This is a genomic window from Moorena sp. SIO2C4 (assembly GCF_010672485.1).
Classification (GTDB): Bacteria; Cyanobacteriota; Cyanobacteriia; order Cyanobacteriales; family Coleofasciculaceae; genus Moorena; species Moorena producens.
This window is the reverse complement of sequence record NZ_JAAHGN010000579.1, coordinates 1-4,729: the sequence shown is the minus strand read 5'-3', so window position 1 is coordinate 4,729 and position 4,729 is coordinate 1. Positions and strand designations below refer to the sequence as shown.

General features: G+C 38.7%; 3 protein-coding genes and 2 pseudogenes. 3 read left to right on the top strand and 2 right to left on the bottom strand.

Features of this window, described 5'->3' with window-relative positions:
- Window positions 1–237 (bottom strand): annotated as a pseudogene (locus F6K20_RS24885) (hypothetical protein); the annotation flags it as partial.
- A gap of 279 nt (window positions 238–516) precedes the next feature.
- Window positions 517–633, bottom strand: a pseudogene (locus F6K20_RS24880) (IS200/IS605 family transposase); the annotation flags it as partial.
- 82 nt (window positions 634–715) lie between these two features.
- On the opposite strand from F6K20_RS24880, the gene F6K20_RS24875 reads away from it, so the two are divergent.
- The 3 genes from F6K20_RS24875 (at window position 716) to F6K20_RS24865 (ending at window position 4,604) form a co-directional block, all read left to right on the top strand.
- Window positions 716–1,555, top strand: coding sequence for an SGNH/GDSL hydrolase family protein (locus F6K20_RS24875; RefSeq protein WP_287296413.1), 840 nt, complete (start codon window positions 716–718; stop codon window positions 1,553–1,555).
- A 473-nt stretch (window positions 1,556–2,028) separates the two neighbouring features.
- A complete protein-coding gene (locus F6K20_RS24870) occupies window positions 2,029–3,366 on the top strand; it encodes a pyridoxal phosphate-dependent decarboxylase family protein (protein ID WP_008178432.1) in 1,338 nt (445 codons plus the stop codon).
- A 62-nt stretch (window positions 3,367–3,428) separates the two neighbouring features.
- On the top strand, window positions 3,429–4,604 hold the full coding sequence (locus F6K20_RS24865) for a PLP-dependent transferase (RefSeq protein ID WP_008178429.1): 1,176 nt from the start codon (window positions 3,429–3,431) through the stop codon (window positions 4,602–4,604).
- Window positions 4,605–4,729 lie beyond the last annotated feature (125 nt).

The window sequence follows — 4,729 nt, the reverse complement described above, 5'->3', positions numbered from 1 at the left end:
CAGAGGGATGAGGGCAAAAACCAGCACGTGGGTGATAATTAATCCCAGTTTCCAACCATCGACTATACAAGTTCTAGAAGGGTCTGTCGGGGATTCTGCGATTCCGGGCAATGTGGCGAGAATATATCCAAATCTAGCTAAACCGATTAAGAAGCAGAGTGCAGTAAACCCTAAGTTGCTAGTAAAAATCTTGCCATCGTTATTTTCCTGGGATTTAGTAAATTGCTTTGAAGACATTCATACAGCTCCTGCTCATAGACAACTAAAACAAATCGCCGAAATCGCTGGAGGAGTCTCCCCACAGCCTGATATCAACTACTAATTGTCTCACAATAACTATCCCTGGAATCTAATAGTTAAGATAAATTTTAGGTGATCATTGATAAATGTTAAGTAACCATCAAATTTATGATGATTGCGTTACATATCTTTGTTAAGATATAGATTGCTTTACAAGTGTGATGGCTAAAGCCCCTGTACTTTAGTCGGGGGATATAAGCGAACGGATGAATTGATTCATCCGCGATGCGGGTCGCTAATGTACACTAAAACTTTCTGAGTGCTAATCTTGCCAGTGGTGTCAAACATATACGAATGTGTCCATAAACTTGGCAATCTCAACAGGTCTGGAAATTATTGTCTAAGCAATAATGATCTTCGTAATTGGTTTGCTCATTGCTGTTACTGTACCTCAAGCTTACTAGGAAACTATAGTATGAAGCAAAAATTCTCCCCAAAATTGACCTTAATCGCCGCTTATTGCATCAGCCTATTTCAGTTTTCTCCCACCGCAGAGGCGCTCACCATCGATCAATGGTCTCTCAAGATTATGCCTTTAGGAGACTCAAACACTCGTGGTAAAGCATTGGATCGAGCCGGATATCGAGATGACCTGTGGGCATTGTTTAAAGATAATGGCTATAGAGTAAATTTTGTGGGTAGCGCTACCTCAGAAAATCCCGAAATAGTTTTAGGCCAAAACAACACATATGTGTTTGACAAAGAGCATCAAGGGCATGGGGGATTTGCCATAGCTGGTGTTGGAGCATCCAATGCGTGGTCAGATTTAAACTCCGAAATAGAAGATTGGCTGAAGCAGGCAAGACCGGATATTATCTTATTAATGGCTGGCACAAACGACATACTTTTTCAGAATGAAAGCCCTGAAGATACAGTCAATGAAATGATTTTACTAATTGATAAAATTCTCGCCTGGTCAGATCAGGTATATTTGTTTGTCTATTCAATTCCCCCCATTAAGCCCTCTGCACTTAAGGATGGTACTCTCAAGAATCATAAAGCTGATAAATACAATAACCTATTGGCAAATTTGCTGACTGGAGAAAGTTATAAAAACAAGAACATTCGATTTATTAATAACCGCAATATATTCACCCCTGATCACATGCTTGAGGATGGTATTCACCTAACCCCAGAGGGTTACAAAAAGTTGGCTCACGCTTGGTTCAAAATCATGATCGGCATTGGTACGAGGGAAAAGCAAGATGATATTCCTATAGATGTTCCCCTTGAGATCGAGATCTATGGTAGTTGAGAAAAAAATCTACAGGGTAAGCGCAAGGCGCTTACCCTGCGGTATAACCCCATCATTAAATTGCTAATTGTTGATAGCACCTCAAGTAGCGTGCGCTACGCGCATTTGCTGTAGGCGAAGCTCTTCTGAAGGATAATGATTTTGCTAATTGCTGACCATAACCATAGATACCAAATGGCTTCTATAGACCTTTCGGAATGAATTCACGGGGCTATCAAGCTCCTCGTTTTTGCCCGTGTGATTCGATGTGGTATTATACAAAGGTCTGTCTCCGTAATTATTGTGATAACGCCAGATTCTAATATTGATGTATCAAATTTTTCAGGCTTCCTGCCTCAAAAAATCTGTATCAATTGCTAATTTTTCCACTCCGATCTCCGCTGATGCGCACTGGGTGGCTTGATCACGATTGGAATTGGCGATATCCAGACAGCTTAGACTGAATTACCCTAAACTTCGTACAAACATTTAAGATGCTAACAGAACAAGACATTGATCAATGCTTGAAGATGCTGGATGGCATCTATAGTTTATCCGAACCGGAAAGATTAGAGAGGATTGACAAATTTGTTAAATCTACCCTGTCTATTACTCCAGATATCTACAGTCCAAAAAACTTAAAATACTTATTTTCCTATCCCGACCCCATCGGTGTTTTTGCCGATTTCGTGTCTAACTACATTAATTCTAATATTCATACTGAAGAATGTTCGCCAATTTTTACTCGTTGTGAAGTAGAAATGGTAGAAACTCTCCTGCCGTTAGTGGGTTATCCTGAAGGCGATGGTATCTTTTATCCGGGTGGTACCTTATCTAATTTGGCATCTGTATTCTTAGCAGTACAAAGAGCAAAAGTTAATTTAGGACAATCAGTCATTCTGGTTTCCGAACATTCTCATTACTCTATCAGTAAAGCTGCTAAGATTTGTGGGATTCAACATATTATCAATGTTAAAACAAGCACAAAAGGAGTCGTTGATCGAGAACATTTACGAGAATTAGTCAGCAAAATTAAAGCTGATAATCTCAATCTAATTTACTTTGCTTGTGTTCTGGGTTCGACTACCTTGGGAACTTTCGATCCGGTAGAAGAAATACTGGAAATATTCCAAGAATTCGCGATTCAACCTTGGATTCATCTTGATGCAGCTTGGGGAGGCGGGGTTTACTTTAGTGAAGATGCAGCGTTTTCTAGAAAACTGAGTTCTTTGTCAGATTCAATTGTATTAGACTTTCATAAATTTCTTTCAGCCCCTCTATTATGCTCAGTCTTACTGGTGAAAGACAAATCTGTTTTAGTGGATGAAGTAATCGCACATAATCCTAATTCTCCATTTAACAGCAACCAGAATAGAAAATATAGTCTCAGCATCAAGTCTTTACAATGTTCCCGAGAAGCCTATGCCTTTAAGCTTTGGTTGATGTTCAAACATCATGGTCTTGAACATTTTCAAAATTTAATTCAAAAATACTATAAAAATCGTAAAGAATTCAGGAAACAACTTTCGGATCGGGTTTTATATGTCGTCGAACCCCAGTATTTTAACCTCTGTTTCTGGTTTATTCCTGAAGAAATGGAAGTGAAGGAAACCATCACAGATTACACGGCGGCAGAAATTGATAAAATCGATCAACTTAATCTCGCTATCTATGATCAAGTAGTCCAGGATGACTTTATCAAAGTCAGTTCGTCTAGTTTTAATAATCTTCCGGCATTTATTCGGATAATTGTACATCATGGAAATCTGACAACAGATATCATTTCTGAAATTGTTGCTTATTTATATAAAATCTATGAATCTTTTGGATAAAGTCGTTGTCTAAGTCTAATCTAGAAGTCCAAAATTACAGGAAATTACAGGAGGATTAGAGAATGGGCAGAGTCAGAAAGCATGAATCCTACACCAACTCAATTCTAACACCCATTTATCAAAATACAGCCTACTTTTATGACGATCATGAAACTTATGTTAAAGCCTTACACGAAGGATCGCTCACAAAAGGCCGTTATGGCAGGTATCATAATCCGAATTGGGAAGAAGTAGAGGGAATTTTAGCCCAACTCGATAAGGCTGAAGATTGCTTACTATTTCCCAGTGGAATGAGTGCGATTTACAGCACTTTAATGGCATTCGCCAAATCTCAAAGCTGTTTCGCAACAACTTGCTATCTCTATAAAAACACAAGACGTGTTTTTGAGAATCTTGAGAAACTGGGGTTCAAAACTTTGATTTTGGATAATTCGGATCTATCTGAGTTGATGAGAACACTTGATCAAGTCAGTCAAGATATTAATATTCTTTTCCTAGAACTTCCCTCTAACCCTCATCTTTACCTGGCAGATATTGAAAAAATCAAAGAGTTGTTAGAACCCGATACGCTTCTGGTTGTCGATAGTACCTTTGCCAGTCCCTATAATTTTCAACCCTGTTTATGGGGGGCAGATTTAGTGATTCATAGTTGTACTAAATATCTCAATGGTCATGCTGATGTGGTACTGGGAAGTGTTGCTGGGAAAAAGGAAGCGATCGCTCAAATTAGAAATTTCAGAAATATCAATGGAGTTATTCCTAGCCCTCGGGATGTGTTTACATTGGGTCAACACTTGAAAACCTTTCAGTTGAGAATGGAGTCTTTAAATGCTTCAGGGCAAAAACTGACTGAGTTTTTAAATTCCCATGATTTGGTTTCCAAGGTCTATTATTTGGGGTTAGATTCTCATCCTCATCGAGAACTATCCAAGAAATATTTTACTAATGGGTATGGTGGTGTTGTGACCTTTGAACTCAAACTCTCAAAACGTGAGACATCAGAATTCATTGACAACTTAAAAATTCCATATATTGCTTCTAACTTTGGTTCAGCGGAAACTTATATCGAACAGCTTGCTCCCTTTACCTACTACTATTTATCCGACCAGGATAGAAAATCATTAAATATTACGGATAGTCTGATTCGACTCTCCATCGGCTTTAATGATCCAGTCGATAGTATCATTGAGGATCTCGATTGTAGTCTTGCTCGATATATCCCTACGGAAATACATTAGACTTCGCGGCAGTTGTCAAGTTAGGAAACTTTTGAACTAAAGGGTAAAAGTACATGGGAGACAGTGTCCAAACTTCATTCTCTGTTTGACAAATTGATGTAAGCAGTGCGTCGGGATTTAGGGAA